Source organism: Nocardiopsis sp. TSRI0078 (assembly GCF_001905145.1).
Taxonomy (GTDB): Bacteria; Actinomycetota; Actinomycetes; order Streptosporangiales; family Streptosporangiaceae; genus Nocardiopsis.
In genome coordinates this window covers 189746-205370 of sequence record NZ_LWLB01000034.1, presented here as the reverse complement: position 1 = coordinate 205370, position 15625 = coordinate 189746, and the positions used below count along the sequence as shown (strand labels likewise).

At 73.0% G+C, this 15625-nt stretch carries 15 protein-coding genes; 3 read left to right on the top strand and 12 right to left on the bottom strand.

The window, feature by feature from the left end:
- Nucleotides 1-170: 170 nt before the first annotated feature.
- From smc to recG, 10 genes are all read right to left on the bottom strand, one after another.
- Nucleotides 171-3716, bottom strand: a complete 3546-nt coding sequence (gene smc / locus A6A08_RS22150; RefSeq protein ID WP_073704713.1) for a chromosome segregation protein SMC — start codon at nucleotides 3714-3716, stop codon at nucleotides 171-173.
- 370 nt (nucleotides 3717-4086) lie between these two features.
- On the bottom strand, nucleotides 4087-4278 hold the full coding sequence (locus A6A08_RS22145; RefSeq protein ID WP_073704555.1) for a hypothetical protein: 192 nt from the start codon (nucleotides 4276-4278) through the stop codon (nucleotides 4087-4089).
- A gap of 366 nt (nucleotides 4279-4644) precedes the next feature.
- A complete protein-coding gene (locus tag A6A08_RS22140) occupies nucleotides 4645-4932 on the bottom strand; it encodes an acylphosphatase (RefSeq protein WP_073704554.1) in 288 nt (95 codons plus the stop codon).
- A 58-nt stretch (nucleotides 4933-4990) separates the two neighbouring features.
- A complete protein-coding gene (gene mutM / locus A6A08_RS22135) occupies nucleotides 4991-5845 on the bottom strand; it encodes a bifunctional DNA-formamidopyrimidine glycosylase/DNA-(apurinic or apyrimidinic site) lyase (protein ID WP_073704553.1) in 855 nt (284 codons plus the stop codon).
- A 6-nt stretch (nucleotides 5846-5851) separates the two neighbouring features.
- Nucleotides 5852-6634, bottom strand: a complete 783-nt coding sequence (gene rnc, locus A6A08_RS22130; protein WP_073704552.1) for a ribonuclease III — start codon at nucleotides 6632-6634, stop codon at nucleotides 5852-5854.
- A gap of 359 nt (nucleotides 6635-6993) precedes the next feature.
- On the bottom strand, nucleotides 6994-7170 hold the full coding sequence (gene rpmF / locus A6A08_RS22125) for a 50S ribosomal protein L32 (protein ID WP_013151268.1): 177 nt from the start codon (nucleotides 7168-7170) through the stop codon (nucleotides 6994-6996).
- A gap of 132 nt (nucleotides 7171-7302) precedes the next feature.
- A complete protein-coding gene (locus tag A6A08_RS22120; RefSeq protein ID WP_073704551.1) occupies nucleotides 7303-7848 on the bottom strand; it encodes a DUF177 domain-containing protein in 546 nt (181 codons plus the stop codon).
- Between the two features lie 237 nt (nucleotides 7849-8085).
- Complete coding sequence (gene coaD / locus A6A08_RS22115) at nucleotides 8086-8580, bottom strand: pantetheine-phosphate adenylyltransferase (RefSeq protein ID WP_073704712.1); 495 nt, start codon at nucleotides 8578-8580, stop codon at nucleotides 8086-8088.
- 306 nt (nucleotides 8581-8886) lie between these two features.
- Nucleotides 8887-9468 carry a 16S rRNA (guanine(966)-N(2))-methyltransferase RsmD gene (gene rsmD, locus A6A08_RS22110; protein ID WP_073704550.1) on the bottom strand — a complete coding sequence of 194 codons (582 nt, stop codon included), beginning with the start codon at nucleotides 9466-9468 and terminating at the stop codon, nucleotides 8887-8889.
- A 34-nt stretch (nucleotides 9469-9502) separates the two neighbouring features.
- On the bottom strand, nucleotides 9503-11710 hold the full coding sequence (recG, locus tag A6A08_RS22105; RefSeq protein WP_073704549.1) for an ATP-dependent DNA helicase RecG: 2208 nt from the start codon (nucleotides 11708-11710) through the stop codon (nucleotides 9503-9505).
- 487 nt (nucleotides 11711-12197) lie between these two features.
- Here recG and rpmB point away from each other — a divergent pair, with 487 nt between their 5' ends.
- Nucleotides 12198-12383 (top strand): 50S ribosomal protein L28, encoded by a 186-nt coding sequence (gene rpmB, locus A6A08_RS22100; RefSeq protein WP_073704548.1) that lies wholly within the window; start codon nucleotides 12198-12200, stop codon nucleotides 12381-12383.
- A 386-nt stretch (nucleotides 12384-12769) separates the two neighbouring features.
- Here rpmB and A6A08_RS22095 read toward each other — a convergent pair whose 3' ends face one another.
- Together A6A08_RS22095 and A6A08_RS22090 are read right to left on the bottom strand one after the other, a co-directional pair.
- Nucleotides 12770-13438, bottom strand: coding sequence for a cellulose binding domain-containing protein (locus A6A08_RS22095; RefSeq protein ID WP_073704547.1), 669 nt, complete (start codon nucleotides 13436-13438; stop codon nucleotides 12770-12772).
- Between the two features lie 226 nt (nucleotides 13439-13664).
- On the bottom strand, nucleotides 13665-14660 hold the full coding sequence (locus A6A08_RS22090; RefSeq protein WP_073704546.1) for a thiamine-phosphate kinase: 996 nt from the start codon (nucleotides 14658-14660) through the stop codon (nucleotides 13665-13667).
- A 132-nt stretch (nucleotides 14661-14792) separates the two neighbouring features.
- Between A6A08_RS22090 and A6A08_RS22085 the strand changes: the two genes are divergently transcribed.
- Together A6A08_RS22085 and A6A08_RS22080 are read left to right on the top strand one after the other, a co-directional pair.
- The gene (locus tag A6A08_RS22085; RefSeq protein ID WP_073704545.1) at nucleotides 14793-15026 is read left to right on the top strand and encodes an Lrp/AsnC family transcriptional regulator; all 234 of its coding nucleotides are present in this window, start codon (nucleotides 14793-14795) and stop codon (nucleotides 15024-15026) included.
- A gap of 34 nt (nucleotides 15027-15060) precedes the next feature.
- On the top strand, nucleotides 15061-15528 hold the full coding sequence (locus tag A6A08_RS22080) for a DUF3515 domain-containing protein (protein WP_073704544.1): 468 nt from the start codon (nucleotides 15061-15063) through the stop codon (nucleotides 15526-15528).
- Nucleotides 15529-15625 lie beyond the last annotated feature (97 nt).

Sequence of the window (15625 nt, the reverse complement as noted above, 5' to 3'; positions counted from 1 at the left end):
CTGCGAGGAACGAGCCGTCACACCGGAGGGTCCGAAGGTTCCCGTTCTTCGGACGCCCGAACACGGGCCGAGGCGAAGCGGAGGTCCGAAGGGGCACAGCACCGGGGCCGCTCTTCCCGAGGGGGAGGGCGGCCCCGGCCGTGTGCCGGGCGCACGGCCGGACCCGGCCCTCAGGCGGGGCGTTCGAGCTTCTGGCTGATCACCTGGGAGATGCCGTCGCCCTGCATGGTCACGCCGTACAGCGCGTCGGCCGCCTCCATCGTGCGCTTCTGGTGGGTGATCACGATCAGCTGAGAGGAGGCGCGCAGCTCCTCGAAGATCACCAGCAGCCGCTGCAGGTTGGTGTCGTCCAGGGCCGCCTCGACCTCGTCCATCACGTAGAACGGGGACGGGCGGGCCTTGAAGATCGCCGCCAGGAAGGCCACCGCGGTCAGGGACCGCTCGCCGCCGGAGAGCAGCGACAGCCGCTTGACCTTCTTGCCGGGCGGGCGCGCCTCCACCTCGATGCCGGTGGTCAGCATGTCCTCGGGCGAGGTGAGCAGCAGACGCCCCTCCCCTCCGGGGAACAGCCGCCCGAAGATCGCCGCGAACTCGCGCTCCACGTCCAGGTAGGCGGCGGAGAAGACCTCCTGCACCCGGGCGTCGACCTCCTGGACGATGTCCATCAGGTCCCGGCGGGTCTTCTTCAGGTCCTCCAACTGGGCGTTGAGGAACGCGTGCCGCTCCTCCAGGGCCGCGAACTCCTCCAGCGCGAGCGGGTTGATCTTGCCGAGCTGGTTGAGCTGGCGCTCGGCCGACCGGGCCCGCTTGGCCTGCACCTCGCGCACGTACGGCAGCGGGACCGCGTCCTCCCCCGCGTCGGCGGGCGGGGGCACGGGCACCCGGGGCCCGTACTCGGCGACGAGGGTGGGCACGTCCACACCCATCTCCTCCAGCGCCTTGGTCTCCAGCTGCTCCAGGCGCATGCGCCGCTCGGCACGGGCCACCTCGCCGCTGTGCGCCGAACTGGTCAGCTTCTCCAGCTCCACGGACAGCTCGCGTACCCGGGCGCGCACCGCCTTGAGCTCGGCGTCGCGCGTCTCCTTCTCCGCCTCGGCGGCGGCCCGTTCGGACTCGGCGGCGGCCTGGGACACCGCGATCCGCTCCAGTGCCAGGCGGGCGCTCTCGGCGACGGCCCCGGCGACGACGGCCTGCGCGGCGCGGGTGCGGCGGCGCTCGGCCGCGCGCTCCACGGCACGCCGCTCCTCGAAGGCCTGGGCGCGCAGCTGCTCGGCGCGGCCGGCGATCGAGCGGGCCCTCTCCTCCGCGGTGCGCACCGCCAGACGGCGCTCCATCTCGGTGGCCCGGGCGCGCGAGGCCTGGGCGGCCAGCTCGTCGCGGGTGTCGGCGTCGGGTGCCTCCTCCTCGATGGAGGCGGTCATCTCCTCGGCCTCGGCCAGCTCCTCCTCCAGGCGGGCCAGCCTGTCGGCCTCCTCCCCGCGCGCGGCCGCGGCCTTGGCCGCGGCGGCCGCGTACCGCTCGGACTCGGCCTCGGCGGAGCGGGCCTGGCCGCCGAGCTTGCCGAGCCGCTGCGCGGACTCGTTGCGCTTGCGGTCGCCCTGGCGGCGGCGCGCGGTGAGCTCCTCCACCTCGGCGGCCAGGGCGGCGCGCTCGCGCTTGCGCTCCTCCAGTTCGGCGGCGATCCGGTCGGCGTTCTCGGCGGCCGCCTCCAGCCTCTCGCCCGCCTCGTCCACGGCCGCCTGCACCTCCAGCAGGCTGGGAGCTCCGGCCGAACCGCCGTGGACCAGCTCCGCGGCGAACACGTCGCCCTCGGGGGTGACGGCGCGCACGCCGGGGACCTTGTCGACGAGGTCGCGGGCGGCGACCGCGCCGGAGACCAGGGCGGTGCGGTCCAGCAGGGCGGTGACCGCGCCGCGCAGGTGTTCGGGGGCGACGACGGCGTCGACGGCGTAGCGGGCGCCGGCGGGCAGCTCGGGCCACTCCTGGCGGGGCACGGCGGGAACGGCCTGGGCGATGACGATCCCGGCCCGGCCCGCGTCCTCGGACCTGAGCAGGTCCAGCGCGGCCACGGCGGTGTCGATGTCGCCGACGGCGACCGCTCCCGCGGCGGCGCCAAAGGCGGAGGCCACGGCGGTCTCCCGGCCCGACTCGACCTGGACGAGCGCGGCGAGGCTGCCGAGCATCCCGGGCAGGTCGGCGCCCAGGAGGGTGTCGGCGCCGTCCTTGTGCGCCAGGCCCATCTCCAGGGCCTCCTTGCGGGCGGCGAGCGCGGCGCGCTCGCCCTCGGCGGTGCGCTCGGCGTCGCGCAGGCGGTTGAGCTCGGCGTCGGCCTCGGAGAGCCGGAGGGCCGCGCGCTCCTGGGCGGAGTCGAGCTCGGCGTCGCCCTCGTCGAGTCCGGCGGACTCCTCGGCGGCCATCTCGTACTCGGCCTGGGCCTGTTCGGCGCGCTCGGCGGCCTGCCGGGCCGACTCCTCCAGGCGGGTGATCTCGGCCTCGCTGGAGGCCAGGCGGCCGCGCAGGCTCTCCACCCGCGCGGACAGCCGCACGATGCCCTCACGGCGCTCCGCGGAGGCGCGGGCGGCGGCCTCCAGCCGCTTCTCCTCGCGGTGCAGGGCGTCCTCGGCGGCGGCGCGCTCGGTGACGGCGGACTCCAGGACCTCCCGGGCCTCCTCCAGCCGGGTGAGGAGCTCCTCCTCCTGGGCCGCGGCCTCCTCGGCCTCCATCTCCAGTTCCTCGGGGTCGCGGCGGTGCACGGGCTCGTCGTCGACGGAGGCCAGGTTGCGGTGGCGCTCGCTGGCGAGTCCGCGCACGGCGTCCAGGCGCTCGGTGAGGCGGGACAGGGCGTGGTAGGTCTCCAGCGCCCGGGCCAGGGCGGGGGCCGCGGCGGCGGACTGCGCCTCCAGCTCGGTCTCGCGCTCCTGGGCCTGGGTGAGGGCGGCCTCGGCGGACGCGCGGCGGGCGAGGACCTCCTTCTCGTCCGCCTCCTCCTTGGCCAGCTGCTCGGTGAGGGTGGTGATGTCGTCGGCGAGCAGGCGCAGGCGGGCGTCGCGCAGGTCGGCCTGGATGACGGCGGCCCGGCGCGCGAGCTCGGCCTGCCTGCCCAGGGGCTTGAGCTGGCGGCGCAGCTCGGCGGTGAGGTCGGTGACCCGGTCCAGGTTGCCCTGCATCGCGTTGAGCTTGCGGATCGCCTTCTCTTTGCGCTTGCGGTGCTTGAGGATGCCCGCGGCCTCCTCGATGAGGGCACGGCGCTCCTCGGGGCCGGCGTGCAGGACGGTGTCCAGCTGCCCCTGGCCGACGATGACGTGCATCTCGCGGCCGATGCCGGAGTCGCTGAGCAGGTCCTGGATGTCGAGGAGGCGGCAGGTGTCGCCGTTGATGGCGTACTCCGAGCCGCCGTTGCGGAACATGGTCCGCCGGATGGTGACCTCGGTGTAGTCGATGGGCAGGGCGCCGTCGGTGTTGTCGATGGTGAGGCTGACCTCGGCGCGGCCCAGCGCCTGGCGGGTGGAGGTGCCCGCGAAGATGACGTCCTCCATCTTGCCGCCCCGCAGGGACTTGGCCCCCTGCTCCCCCATCACCCAGGACAAGGCGTCGACGACGTTGGACTTGCCCGAGCCGTTGGGACCGACCACACAGGTGATCCCCGGCTCGAAGCGCAGGGTGGTGGCCGACGCGAACGACTTGAAGCCGCGCAGCGTCAGGTTCTTCAGGTACACCCACACCTCCCACGTCGGTCACCTTCGACACGGACCGCAATCACCCAAGGGTGCCACGAAGCGGTGGCCTACGGGTGGGGTTCGGGCCGGTGTCCCGGATGGAACGGGCCACTGAGCAGGCGCTTCCGTGACCGGGCGGGGGGAGGGGGGATGTCCGGCGGACACAGAGGGTTGCAGCAGGGTCCGCCGGGTACAACGGTGAAAAAGGCCGCAAAGGGAAAGGAAAAACAGCGGCTCGGTGAACGGGGGTCAGACCCGGTCCGTCGACGGTTCCGGCCAGGGACGCCTGGATCGTGCTCTCGGCGTCCCCGTCGGTGGGTCAACCACGAAGGCCAGCCTGGCTGGAGCCGAAACGTCGACGGTGTTCAGGTCAGGCGAGCGCCGGCTCGCGCTCGGTCGCGCTGGACGCGGCATCGGTCACGGCCATGCTGAGCTGGTCGTTCCGTGCCTGAAGACGGCTGATCTCGTCCTCGAGGTCGCGTACCCGCTTCTGAAGCCGCCGCATCTCCGAGACCATCCGAGGGTCGGAGCCGCCGACGTGGCCAAACAGAGCCTTCGCCATGATGTGGGTCCTCCACGCTGAGTGACCAGTGGTGATCCGCGCGTGCGATGTCCCGCGGTAACGCCGACTGGCGTCGTCTCACACGGGTCTGGAAAGTTGCGCGATGTACCTTCCAGAGTCTCACTGTGCGCGCCGCTGGTCAAGATTGGATTACAACGGTCCGTAACGGCCACACCCCAGAGTGATACACCTGGGCAGGTGGCAGCGCACGATCCGAACACGGTCACCCCGGTCTGCGCCGGAGCGTGCGGACGACGCGGACTCCGCACAGTGGTCGCCTCGCACTCCGCGAGACCCCCGCCGCGAACCCCTTCGGGCCGCCGCGGTCGCGCGGTGCGCTCGGATCGCGTTACCCATCCAGCATACTCACCGTTCGACGAATCCGGTGAACGTCCCCCCCGCCGCGGACCAACGTTCGACCACGGAGTCCACACGACCGGGTGTTGCGCCGCCCCTGAGATGGCCAAGAAGCCGCTCGCAGTCGCTTCTCGGCCCCTCGGCGACCACCTCGACCCGGCCGTCGCCGAGGTTCGTGGCCGCCCCTCTCAGGCCGAGTTCCAGCGCCTTGGACCGCGCCCACCAGCGAAAACCCACGCCCTGCACGCGCCCCCGCACCCATGCGGTCAGCCGGACGTCCTCGACGTCGTCCCCCACGGCCCGACTCCTTACTTACCTGACAGACACACTTTGCTCACCAACACGCCGCACTGCCTCAGCCGCGGGCCCCGGGCGGCTTCTGGCAGCCGGGGCAGCTGTAGGAGGAGCGGTTCATGAACGCCTCGCGGACGATCAGCACGCCGCACCGGCCGCACGGGCGGTCGCGGCGGCCGTAGGCGTTGAGCCCCCGCTCGAAGTAGCCGCTCTCGCCGTTGACGTCGACGTACAGGCCGTCGAAGGTGGTGCCGCCCACCTCCAGGGCCTCGGCCATCACCTCGCGCACGTGTCCCAGCAGCTCCATGGCCTGTTCGTCGGACAGGCCGTGTGTGGGACGCGCCCAGTGCAGCCGTGAGCGCCACAGCGCCTCGTCGGCGTAGATGTTGCCGACGCCGCTGACCAGGGACTGGTCCAGCAGCGCCCGCTTGACCTCGGTGCGCCTGGCCCGCAGCGCCCGCACGAACGCCTCGGGGACGAAGTCGGGGTCCAGCGGGTCCAGGGCGATGTGGTCCACCGCCGAGGGCACGTCCTCGCGCGCGCCGGGCACGTCCACCATCAGGTGGCCGAAGGTGCGCTGGTCGACGAAGCGCAGCTCGGTGCCGTCCGACAGCGGCAGGCGCACCCGCAGGTGCCTCTCGTCGGGCTTGCCCGTGGGCTGGACCAGCATCTGGCCGCTCATGCCCAGGTGGGTGAGGAGCATCTCGCCGCTGTCCAGGAGCAGCCACAGGTACTTGCCGCGCCGGTGCGCGGCCGTGGGCACGCGTCCCGACAGGCGGGCGGCGAAGTCCGCGGCGCCGGGCACGTGCCGCCGCACCGACCGGGGGTGCAGGACCTCGACCGCGCCGACGGTGCGGCCCAGGGCGTGTTCGGCCAGGCCGCGGCGGACGACCTCCACCTCGGGGAGTTCGGGCACGTCCCCTCACCCCCGCCCGCTGCCGGAGGCCCTGCCCCCGGCGGAGTCGGCGGTCCCGGTCATCTCCTCGGCGACCTTGGCGGTGGCCTCGGAACGGGCCTTGATGGCCTTCCACGCCGACTCGGCGGCCTGCTGCTCGGCCTCCTTCTTGCTGCGCCCCTCGCCCAGGCCGTAGCTCTCCCCCGCGACGTGGACCGTGGCGCGGAAGGTCTTCTGGTGGTCGGGGCCGCTCTCGTCCACGTGGTACTCCGGGACGCCGAGCATCTCGGCCGCGGTCAGCTCCTGCAGGGAGGTCTTCCAGTCCAGGCCCGCGCCCAGCCCGGAGGCCGTGGCGATGAGCGGGTCGAAGAGCCGGTGCACGAACTCCGAGGCCACGTCCAGGCCGCGGTCCAGGTAGACGGCACCGATGACCGCCTCCAGGGTGTCGGCGAGGATCGAGGACTTGTCGCGGCCCCCGGTGCCCTCCTCGCCCCGGCCGAGCCGGATGTAGGAGCCGATGCCCAGGCCGCGGGCGACGTCGGCGAGGGCGCGCATGTTGACCACGGCGGCGCGCAGCTTGGCGAGCTGCCCCTCGGGCAGGTCGGGGTGCTTGCGGAAGAGGGTGTCGGTGACCACCAGGCCGAGCACGGAGTCGCCGAGGAACTCCAGGCGCTCGTTGGTGGGCAGGCCGCCCTTCTCGTAGGCGTAGGAGCGGTGGGTCAGGGCCCGGAGCAGGATCTTCGGGTCGACCTCGACCCCGATGGCCCGGTGGAAGGACTTGGCCTCGGAGGCGGAGAGTTGGCTGGCCACTGGTTCACTTCCCTGTTCGTGCGCGCCGGGGTGCGGCGCGGCGGTCTGGGGGACCCGCGGCCCGGCCAGGGTGCTCGAAAACGAGGTGACCGTCGCGGGAGGCTCCGCTCCCCCGGCAACCACCACGAACTCGGGAACCCGGGAGAGCCCGGATCACTGCGCGGTGCACTGTGTGCTGCTGGGTGTGCCTGTATCCGTCGTGTGTCGTGCGTTGTTCCTCAGGTAACTCTACAAATCCTTGCACGGTGGCGCTCGGAGAGCATCCGAGGTCCTGACAGCACTTCGGGGCGGACCCGTCGGACGGGTCCGCCCCGAGGCGGATCGGGTATCGGGTGCCGGGCCCCGAGGCCGGGCATCCGCTAGGCCGGGTTGGTGACCTGGCGGTTGTTGTAGGTGCCGCAGGTCGGGCACGCGATGTGGGGCTGCTTCGGGTCGCGGCAGCGCGGGCAGTTGACCAGCACCGGGCGCGACGCCTTCCACTGGGAACGGCGGGTCCGGGTGTTGCTCCGCGACATCTTCCGCTTCGGGACGGCCACTTCAATCCTCCTGGGTCACCCCCGCGGTCGCGGGAGGTCGCTTATCTGGTCACCCCGCGCGCTGTGGCGGGGAGGGCGTGCTCCGGTCGACGGGGGCGCCCGGGGGCGGCCGTCCGTGATCGGTTCACGAGCTCATCGTTCGCCGGGATCCTCCGCGAGCTTGCGGAGTGCCTCCCAGCGCGGGTCGACGTCGTCGCCGTGGCTGTGGTCGGGACCGGCCTCGGCGAGCTTGGCGCCGCACTCGGAGCACAGGCCGGGGCAGTCCGGGCCGCACAACGGTGTGAGCGGGAGCGCGAGCACGACGGCGTCTCGGACCACGGGTTCGAGGTCGAGCAGTTCGCCCTCTAGATAGTAGTCCTCATCCTCGTCGTCCTCGTCCTCGCCCGCACCGGAGGCCGCGTCCTCGTCCGCGGGGTAGCGGTACAGCTCCTGGAACTCGGCCTCGATGTCGTCCGAGATCGGGTCCAGGCAGCGCGAGCACTCGGCGGTGAGCTGGCCGCGGACGGTACCGGTGACGAGGACGCCCTCCATCACCGCTTCCAGGCGCAGGTCCAGTTCGATCTCACTGCCCTCGGGCACGGCCGCCATCGCCGACGAGAACGCCTGAGGCGCGGTCACGATGCGGTTGACGGTGCGCATCGACCCCGGCTGGCGGCCCAGCTGGCGGGTGTCGACCACGAACGGGTCACGGAGATCTAGGCGAGACAGGGTTATCGAACCTTCACGAGGAATCCGGAAAGTGCCGGGTGCGCGATGAGGTCTTGCGCGGGACCGACACGGGCGCGCCGAGAACCGACGACACCCATGGTCAAACCAAGATTCTACCTACCATCTCCCCTGCCACCCAAATCAGCACGGGTCCGCCCGCCTCGGGGCCCGTGGCGGGACCGGCGGGGTCCGGTGGCGCGGGCCCGGTCAGCGGCCCTCGGCGGCCCGCTCCGCGTACTTCTCCCGCAGGCGCTGCTCGACGTAGGGGGTGACCAGGCTGGAGACGTCCCCGCGGTGCTGGGCGATCTCGCGCACCAGGCTGGAGGACAGGAACGAGTACTGCGGGTTCGCCGTCATGAACACGGTCTCCACGCCGGAGAGGCGGTAGTTCATCTGGGCGATCTGGAGCTCGTAGTCGAAGTCGCTGACCGAGCGCAGGCTGCGGACGATGGTCTCGATGCCGTTCGACCGGCAGAAGTCGACGAGGAGCCCGTCGAACTCGCTGATCCGCACGTTGCCGAACTCGGCGGTGCCCTCCCGGAGCATGTCGAGCTTCTCGGGGACGGTGAACAGGCCGCTTTTGTTGACGTTGTTGAGCACGGCGGCGACGACCTCGTCGTACTGCTTGGCCGCCCGGCCGATGATGTCGATGTGGCCGTGGGTCACCGGGTCGAAGGAACCCGGGCAGACGACTCGACGCACGGTGATCGCCCCTTTCACAGAACTACGTTCGGGTATCGCGATCGTAGGGGTTCACCCTCGTGGGGATTCGGGCAACACCCGCTTAGTGACCGGATCCGTCCCTCACCGGTGACGGGCGCAGACCCAGGCGGCACCGCGCCGCAGGCGTCGGTTGAGGGTGGTGGCGGGAGACGGGCATGGAAAGCACCGCGCCGCAGGCGTCAGCTGAGGGTGGTGGCGGGAGACGGGCATGGAAAGCACCGCGCCGCAGGCGTCAGCTGAGGGTGGTGGCGGGAGACGGGCATGGAAAGCACCGCGCCGCAGGCGTCAGTTGAGGGTGGTGGCGGGAGACGGGCGGGCGTACCAGAGAACCGCCTCCCCGTACCCCCTGCTGCGCGCACGCTCCAGGCCCTCGGGCCAGGCGGGCTCGGCCCCGCGCTTGGAGCGCTCGACGACGACCACGGCGTCCTCGGCCAGCCAGCCGTGGCCGACCAGGTCGGCCAGCACTCGGGTGACCTCGGCGTCGGTGACGGCGTAGGGCGGGTCGGCGACCACGAGGTCGTAGGGGTCGCCGGCGTTGTCCTGCCTGAGCACCCTCTCCACCCGGTCGGCCACCAGCCGGGCGCCGGGGAGCCCGAGCGCCGTGATGTTGCCCCTGACCACCTGGGCCGCCCTGCGGTCCGCCTCCACCAGCAGCGCGTGCGCGGCGCCCCGGGACAGGGCCTCCAGGCCGATCGCCCCCGAGCCCGCGTACAGGTCCATCACCCGCAGGCCGTCGAGGGCGCCGAGGTCGGACTGGACCGAGGAGAACAGGGCCTCGCGTGCGCGGTCGCTGGTGGGGCGGGTGGTACGGCCCTCGGGGACGGAGATGCGCCGTCCGCCGGCCGTTCCGGCGATGATGCGGGTCATGCCCCCAAGGTAACCACGCAGGCGGCCCGGCCGTTCAGGCCTTGTCCAGGTACTCCGCGCGCTCCTCGGGCAGGAGCGTCTCCAGCGCCTCGGCGAGCGGCGGGTACCCGGTCAGCCCGGGGTCCCCGGCCACGTACTCCGCGGCCTCCTCTCGCGCCTGCCCGATGAGCTCCTCGTCCTTGAGCAGCGTGAGCAGCCTCAGGCTGGACCGGGCCCCCGACTGCGAGTCGCCCAGCACGTCGCCCTCCCTGCGCATCTCCAGATCCACGCGGGAGAGCTCGAACCCGTCGGTGGTCGCGGCCACGGCGGCCAGCCGCTCCCGGGCCGGCGAGCCCTCCTCCGCGTCGGTGACCAGCAGGCACAGTCCGGGCAGCCGGCCCCGGCCGACCCGGCCGCGCAGCTGGTGCAGCTGCGAGACGCCGAAGCGGTCCGCGTCCATGATGACCATCACTGTGGCGTTCGGCACGTCCACTCCCACCTCGATGACGGTGGTGGAGACGACCGCGTCGGTCTCCCCCGCCGCGAACCGGCGCATCACCGCGTCCTTGTCGTCGGGGGCCATCCGGCCGTGCAGGACCTCCACCCGCAGGTCGGAGAGCGGCCCCTCCCCCAGCCGCGCGGCCACGTCCAGCACCGCCAGCGGCGGCCGCGCGCCCGGGACGTCCTCGTCCGGGTGGCCGCCGGCCTCCTCCTCCGCCCCGCCCCTGTCGTCGTCGCCGATCCGGGGGCAGACCACGAACGCCTGGTGCCCGTTGGCCGCCTCCTCCCGGATGCGCTCCCAGGCCCGCGTCAAAAAGTGCGGCTTGTCCTTCGCGGGCACCACGTGCGTGGACACCGGGGCCCGGCCGGTGGGCAGCTGGGTGAGGGCGACCACGTCGAGGTCGCCGTAGACGGTCATCGCGACGGTGCGCGGGATCGGGGTGGCGGTCATCACCAGCACGTGCGGGCGCCCGTCCACGGCCTTCTCCCGCAGGGCGTCGCGCTGCTCCACACCGAAGCGGTGCTGCTCGTCGACCACCACCAGGCCCAGGTCGGCGAAGGTCACGTGCTCCTGGAGCAGGGCGTGGGTGCCCACGACGATCCCCGCCGCACCGGACGCCGCGTCCAGCAGGGCCTCCCGGCGCGCGGCGGCGTTCATGGAGCCGGTGAGCAGGGCCACCCGGGTGGCGTTCTCGGCCCCGTCGATCTGCCCGGCGCGGCCGAGTTCCCCGAGCATGGCGCTGATGGACCGGTGGTGCTGCTGGGCGAGGACCTCGGTGGGAGCGAGCATGACGGCCTGGCCGCCGGAGTCCACGACCCGGAGCATGGCGCGTAGCGCCACCAGGGTCTTGCCCGCGCCCACGTCGCCCTGGAGCAGGCAGTGCATGGGGTGCGCGGCGTCGAGCCGTTCGGCGAGGCGCCCGCCCACCTCGCGCTGGCCCTCGGTGAGGGTGAACGGCAACCGGGCGTCGAAGGCGTCGAGGATGCCGCCGACCGCGCCGGGACGGGGCTTGGCGGGCAGCTCCTCGGCGTGGTGGCGCCTCCGGGCGAGTGCGAGCTGCAGGACGAACGCCTCGTCCCACTTCAGGCGGCGCCGGGCGGCGCCGACGTCGGCCCACTCGGCGGGGCGGTGGATCGCGCGCAGGGCGTCGGCGACGCCGAGGAGCTTGTGGCGCTCGCGCACCTCGGGCGGCAGCGGGTCGGGCAGGCTGTCGACGTCGGCCAGGACGACGTCGACGACACGGGTGATGGTCGTGGAGTCCATGCCCTTGACCGCGGGGTAGACCGGGATGAGCTCGTCGGCGTAGGCCCGGGCCCGCTCGCCCTCGCGGCCGTCCTCGTCGAGGAGCTCGTACTGGGGGTGGTCGAGCTGGCGGCGGCCCTTGAAGGTGGAGACCCGGCCGGAGAACATGGCCAGCCGTCCCGGGACGAGCGCGTTCTGGTGGTAGGAGCCCCGGTTGAAGAACGTCAGGTGCAGGCGGCCGGTGCCGTCGGTGACGGTGGCCTCCATCATGTCCATGCGGCGGCGCCCCTGCCGGGCGGGCACGGTGCGCCGCTTGGCGTCCAGGACGCGGGCCTGCACGGTGACCTCCTCGCCCTCGCGCAGCTCGGCGAGGTCGGTCAGGTCGCCGCGCCGGTCGTAGCGGCGCGGGTAGTAGCGCAGTAGGTCGCCCAGGGTGTGCAGGCCGAGCTTCTCGGCGAGGGCCTTCGCCGTCTTGCCCCTGAGCGGTCCCTTGCTCAGCGGTTCGTCCCAGGTACTCACGTGTGCGTCCCCGTCTCGGATGGCCGGTCACCGCAACGGTAGTCCTCCGGTGCGACGCTCGCGTGCCCCTCGGCCGGGGCCGCCCCGGGCCGTCCGCGCCGGGACCGCCGGCGGTGCCCCTGGGACCGCGGCCGGTCGCGGGGACCGTCGCGGGGCCGCGTCCCGGCGGACGGGGCCGTCCGGCGCCCGCGGGCTCCCGACCGCTCCCAACCGGGGTATACTCATCGGAGTTCATGCGTTTTCGCCATGCCTGCGTGGCGGATTCGATGCTCCGGTTGGTCACCGAGGCCGTCTTCGGCCACGCGGTACCGCCGTTGCGCGTACGGGCATGGGTCGGCGGCACAGGGCTTTTCCGCGTCCGGCCTTGTCCTTCGTGTACTCTTCCACGGTTGGCGTCTGCGCCAACCAGTCCGCCCGACCTCTCCCGGTCGGATGAACCTTCGCGTGCGGCGACGTGCGCGATCCCGAGCGCTTGAATGGAGTTACCGTGGCTTCCGTCTGCGACGTCTGCGGCAAGGGACCAGGGTTCGGTAACAGTGTTTCCCACTCGCACCGTCGCACCCGCCGCCGCTGGAACCCCAACATCCAGACCGTTCGCACCCGTGTGGGCGGCACGCCCAAGCGCGTGAACGCCTGCACCTCGTGCATCAAGGCCGGCAAGGTGGCCCGCTAGGGTTCCCAGCCCTTCTGGATCTGTCGAGGGCCCCCGACCGTCGCGGTCGGGGGCCCTCGTCGTCTCCCGGCACAGCCGCGGCGGAGGGTTCCGACGGATCGCCGTGGCGGCGGCCACGGTACCCCGGAGACGACGGTCAGCGCCGTCGGCCCCTGACAGGACTCCTCACCGTCCGCGTCCAGGTGGCCGCCGCCCGTCACCGCGAGCGCGCCGGGCAGGCCGAACAACCCGGAAGGGGACCGGGTCTTCCGGGGCGACGCCCTCGACGGCGATGCCTACAGCAGCAGCTCGACGACGGAGGCCGTCGTTCCACGAGGGCGGGGAAGGAACACGGCTCACAGCCGCGGGGCGCCGGGAGCGGGTCCGCGTGCCGTGGCGGGCCGCGCTCAGAGCTCGCAGATGTGCCCGTTCAGGGAGCAGCGGACCGGGCTCTGCGGCACGCCCACGGCCTCGAAGGTGAGCGCGACCGAGTCGCCGGGGTCCAGGTCGTCCTGCCCCTCGGGCTGGCGGGCCAGGATGCCGTCCTCGATCTCCTGCCAGTCGGCGCCGTTGACCTGCGTGACCTCGGCGGAGTCGAAGGCCAGGGCCAGCTCCCAGGCGTCCAGCCTGGTCTGGGAGGTGTTGGTGACGGTGACGTGGCCGCTGAACCCGCCCGGCGTGGACTCCGTGATCCGGTAGACGACCGTGGTGGGCTCCGAACCCGCCTGCGTCTGCGTCCCCTGCGACCCGTCGCCGCCGGAGGCCGACCCGCCCTCCGCCTCCGCCTCCGAGGAGGCCTCGTTCGTGGGCCGGGAGCCGTTCTGGGCCCCGGGGGCCTCGGTCGCGCCCGGGGTGCCGCCGAACTGCAGGTAGATCTGGGTGGTGCTGTAGCCGAACAGGAGCAGGCCGAGGATGACCCCGGAGACGACGAGCACGTTGAGCAGCCGCGGCGGTTCGACGCGCTTGGGAACCGTGCTCTCGATGAGGCCGCCCAGACGCCTCAGCGCGCCCGCGTCCCTCGGCTCGCTGCGGTGCGCACCCCGGCGGGGACCGTTCCGCCAGTCCTGCCGCCCCATAACCCGCCCCTCGACGTTCCCGTCGCCCTCCACCGAGGGCTCCCGGCTTCGATTGCCTCCCTCTGCGCCGCCCTCCGCCGCGTGCGCCCCGCTTCTTCCGGCCGGTCGCCCACGGGACCCCACGGGAGCTTCCGTGTTCCGCGATCCGGGCACTCCGCCCGAAAGCGGTGTGAGCCACATTCGCAAAGCCTAGCGCGAGAGCTAAACAGGACAAATCCAAACAGGCTTATTTCCGATGGAAATGGTCCCAGCCAGTGCGGTGGGGCGGATCTCCGTCGACTGTGACCGGATCGCTGCTTTTCCCAGCGGTTTCGTGTTCCGCCTCGACCACGGTCCCCACCCGGTGCCAGTGGTCGGGCAGCACGGTCTCCGGCGGGAAGACGGCGGCGAGCGCGTGGTCCTCCCCTCCGGCGACCATCAGGTCGCGCGCCGCCCGTTCCGCCCGCCCGGGCGCGGCACCCAGGACGCGGACCGCCTCCAGCAGGGCGGGCTCGGGCCGCAGCGCCTCCGCATCCAGGTCGACGCGCACCCCGCTGGCCCGGCACACGTGACCGAGGTCCTGGGCGAGGCCGTCGCTGACGTCGAGCATGGCGGTCGCCCCGAGCAGGGCCGCCTCGGCGCCCCGCGCGTAGGGCGGGCTGGGCCTGCGGTGCTCGGACAGGCACTCGGCGGGACCGTCGACGCCCCTCTCCAGCAGGGCGAGCCCCGCGGCGGACAGCCCCAGGTGGCCGGTGTAGGCGACCACGTCGCCGGGCCGGGCGCCGTCGCGGCGCACGGGCGCGCGCCCCTGGAGGTCGCCGAGCGCGGTGACGGCGATGGTGAGGGTGTCCGAGCCCACCATGTCCCCGCCCACCACCGTGCCCCCCGAGACCGCGCACTCGTCGCGGACCCCGGCGGTGAACTCCTCCGCCCAGGAGACGGGTAGGTCGGCGGGCGCGGCGAAGCCGATGAGCAGGGCGGTGGGGCGGGCTCCCATGGCGGCGACGTCGGCGAAGTTCTGCGCGACGGCGCGGTGCCCCACGTCCCCGGCGGTGGACCACTCGCGCCGGAAGTGGCGCCCCTCGACCAGCAGGTCGGTGGTCGCCACCGTCCGGCCGTCGGGCGAGGCGACGACCGCCGCGTCGTCCCCCGGTCCGAGGATTACGTCGTCCGTCATGGGGAATTGGCTCGTCACACGTGTGATCAGAGCGAACTCCCCGAGACCCCCAATGGTGTTACGCACAGGGATCAGGGTACGGTGACGCTCCGGCGCGGCGGTCTGGACCCACGTTCGTCATGCGTTCGTCATCGGCCGCACCGCCGGCTCGGCCGGGAACCGCTCGACTCCACGCCCGGCACACACGAAGGAGTACTCATGGTGCAGGCATACATCCTGATCCAGACCGAGGTCGGGCAGGCCGCCGAGGTGGCGGGGCGCATCCGGGGCATCGAAGGGGTCGAGAAGGCCCACGACGTGACCGGGCCCTACGATGTCATCGTCCAGGCCAGTGCCGAGGACGTCGACTCCCTGGGCGCCCTCGTGGTCGCCCGGATCCAGCGGTTGGACGGCATCGCCCGGACCCTCACCTGTCCCATCGTCAACATCTGACGCGTCCTGTCGCGTCGTCCGAAGCGAGGTCCCTGTGCTGAGGCGGTACGCGTACGCCGGCGCGGTCATGGCCGTCACCCTGGCGGCGGCGGGCTGCGGAGCGCAGACCGTGCGGATGGAGCCTCCGGAGACGGACGCGGCGACCGCCGAGGTCTGCGCGGACCTCGTCTCCGCCCTCCCCGACACCCTGCTGGACGCCGAGCGGGCGCGGGTGCGCCCCGAGTCGGACCTGACTGCGGCCTGGGGGGACCCGGCCATCGGGCTGCGCTGCGGTGTCCCCCGCCCCGTGGCCCTGAAGCCGGACTCCTACGTGGAGGAGGTCAACGGCGTGACGTGGCTGCCGCAGCCCCAGGACGCGCCCACCCTGTACACGGCGGTCGGCCGCGAGGCCTACGTGGAACTGACGGTCCCCTCGGCCCACGGCGCCCCCGCAGCCGCGCTGTCGACGGTCAGCGACCTGATCGCCGAGCACGTGCCGCCGCTGCCCGACGGGCGGCTCTGACCGGCCGCCTCGTGGCCCCGAGGACGACGGGCGCGGGGCCGCCGGCGTGGACCGGCGGCCCCGCGCGCCCGTGCCGTGAGGGCACGGAAGGGGTCAC

What these genes read in the sequence shown, in the direction of transcription:
- A6A08_RS22145 (WP_073704555.1), bottom strand. Translation starts at nt 4,278, where the DNA reads ATGGCGAAGGCTCTGTTTGGCCACGTCGGCGGCTCCGACCCTCGGATG.
- rsmD (WP_073704550.1), bottom strand. Translation starts at nt 9,468, where the DNA reads ATGACCCGCATCATCGCCGGAACGGCCGGCGGACGGCGCATCTCCGTC.
- A6A08_RS22095 (WP_073704547.1), bottom strand. Translation starts at nt 13,438, where the DNA reads ATGGGGCGGCAGGACTGGCGGAACGGTCCCCGCCGGGGTGCGCACCGC.
- A6A08_RS22085 (WP_073704545.1), top strand. Translation starts at nt 14,793, where the DNA reads ATGGTGCAGGCATACATCCTGATCCAGACCGAGGTCGGGCAGGCCGCC.